This window comes from Bifidobacterium sp. (genome assembly GCF_051876855.1).
Classification (GTDB): Bacteria; Actinomycetota; Actinomycetes; order Actinomycetales; family Bifidobacteriaceae; genus Bifidobacterium.
This window is the reverse complement of sequence record NZ_JBJEIH010000051.1, coordinates 1-1,963: the sequence shown is the minus strand read 5'-3', so window position 1 is coordinate 1,963 and position 1,963 is coordinate 1. Positions and strand designations below refer to the sequence as shown.

Annotated in this window: 2 protein-coding genes; one reads left to right on the top strand and one right to left on the bottom strand. The window is 56.5% G+C overall.

Annotated features, from left to right (window positions below; all coding sequences use genetic code 11):
• Positions 1-187: 187 nt before the first annotated feature.
• Positions 188-1,438, bottom strand: coding sequence for a type II secretion system F family protein (locus tag ACI38B_RS04050; protein ID WP_439729630.1), 1,251 nt, complete (start codon positions 1,436-1,438; stop codon positions 188-190).
• A 97-nt stretch (positions 1,439-1,535) separates the two neighbouring features.
• Between ACI38B_RS04050 and ACI38B_RS04045 the strand changes: the two genes are divergently transcribed.
• The coding region (locus tag ACI38B_RS04045) for a hypothetical protein (RefSeq protein WP_439729629.1) at positions 1,536-1,963 on the top strand (428 nt) is incomplete at its 3' end.

Below are 1,963 nucleotides of genomic sequence, written 5' to 3'. Positions count from 1 at the left end.
CATAGCGACGCCCGACTCCTTGTTCTTGTAGCGCGCACGCAGCCGCGTACCCACCACACGATCAAGACGACGCCACATCACTGACTCTTTCATGACAACCTCTTCGCTGTTTCTGTTCCGTGTTCCTGTACTTTGGATTGGTTCCTATTCCTGGATTCCTACCTGAGAAGCGCTTTCGCGACCGTGATCACATGTTGTCGATCGCGTTGAACATGTCGAACATTGGCATGTACAGTGCGATGACCATAAAACCTACGATGACGCCGAGGATAAGGATCATGATCGGCTCGAGCAGCGAAGTCAGCTGCTTGGCGATCGACTGCGCCTCCTCGTAGTACGCGCGACCGGCATTGTCAAGCATCTGGTCCACTGCACCAGAATCCTCACCGATGGCGACCATCTGCACCAGCATGTTCGGGAACACCGGTTCCATCGCCATCGAATCCGCCAGACGGCGGCCCTTCTGGATCTCAGTGCTCACCGTACGCGTCGCGTTCTCAATCGTGTAATTGCCCGACGTCGAACCCACGATATCCAACGCGTCAGTAATCGGCACACCGGCGTGCAGCATCGACGAGAAATTCCGGCAGAACCGCGCCAACGCCACATTCGTGTTCAACTTGCCGAACACCGGGGCCTTCAACTTGAACGGCTCCCACCACCGGCGGATAAACACTTCCTTACGGTTACGGCGCCACCACACCGCGAACACGAAAATCGCAATCACCAGAATCGGAATGGCGATAGGCGCGGCCTGACCCATGACCACCAGTACCTTGGTGATGGCAGGGAGTTCCGCACCCATGGAATCGTACATGTTCTTGAAGGTCGGCACGATGGTCAACAGCATGACGCCGACCAACAGCAAGGCGATGCACAACACGACAATCGGGTAGGCCATCGCGGACTTGATCTGCTGCTGCAACCGCACATCCGCCTCAAAACTCGAGGCGATGGTGTTCAACGCGCCATCCAGGAAGCCGCCTGTCTCGCCCGCGCGCACCATGTAAATCATAATCGCCGGGAAGATGTCACTCTGCTCCTGCATGGCGTCGGAGAAGGACTTGCCACCTTCGATATCCGTCAGGCACTGACGGAGCGCATCACGCAGCTTCTGGTTCGGCGTCTGGTCCACCACGATGTTCAGTGCGCGCGTCAGCGAGACGCCTGCGGTCACCATGGTCGCCAGCTGGCGGGACATGACCGCGAAGTCTTTCTTGGACGGGTATTTTGCGAAACCGAGGTTGAGCTCCTTGTTCAACCCGCCCGCCTCAGAGGTGTTCACCACTTCGGTGGGGATGATGCCGAGCTTTGCGATGCGGGCAATCGCCTGGTCTTGCGTTGCCGCCTCGACCGTGCCCTGCTGCCTGCGCGTGCCATCCGTCGTTACGCCCTTGTACCGCCAGACCGCGGCCTTATTTGCTTGACCCTGTGGCATGTTCACCCCGTTAGTTGTGATTCTCCGTATTCGCGCCCTTTCGAGCGCCTCCCCTGTGTTCTCTCTTCTCTACCCACCGGATGATCCCGGTACGTGCATGAATCGCATCACAAGCACCACAAAGGAGCAAAGTGCTGCAATGCGTTTACCTGCGGCTTCTTACGAGGCCGCAGGCCGGCAATTCACCCTCTCATGCAAAGGATGTATCACCGGAAAAGTCACGGCGCCGACATATCAGATCACCCTGAACACTCTTCATGATGTTCTCCTTCTTTCGAAGTTCCGGATATGCCGGATTTTCCAAGCGCCTCCGTGGTGCCAGGATGTGGCGGTTGTGTGCAACCGCGCACAGTCAGCAGTGAAGAATCTGCCGGCTTCACCGCAAGTTTACCATATATTGCATGCGTTTGCATCTAAGGCGATGTCATACTCCGGTATATTGAACGTCGCCAGCTTCTTGGCTATTTTCGCCATTATGGGACGTCAAACGATTGACGTCGTAAATAAATCACGCAACGCACAAGT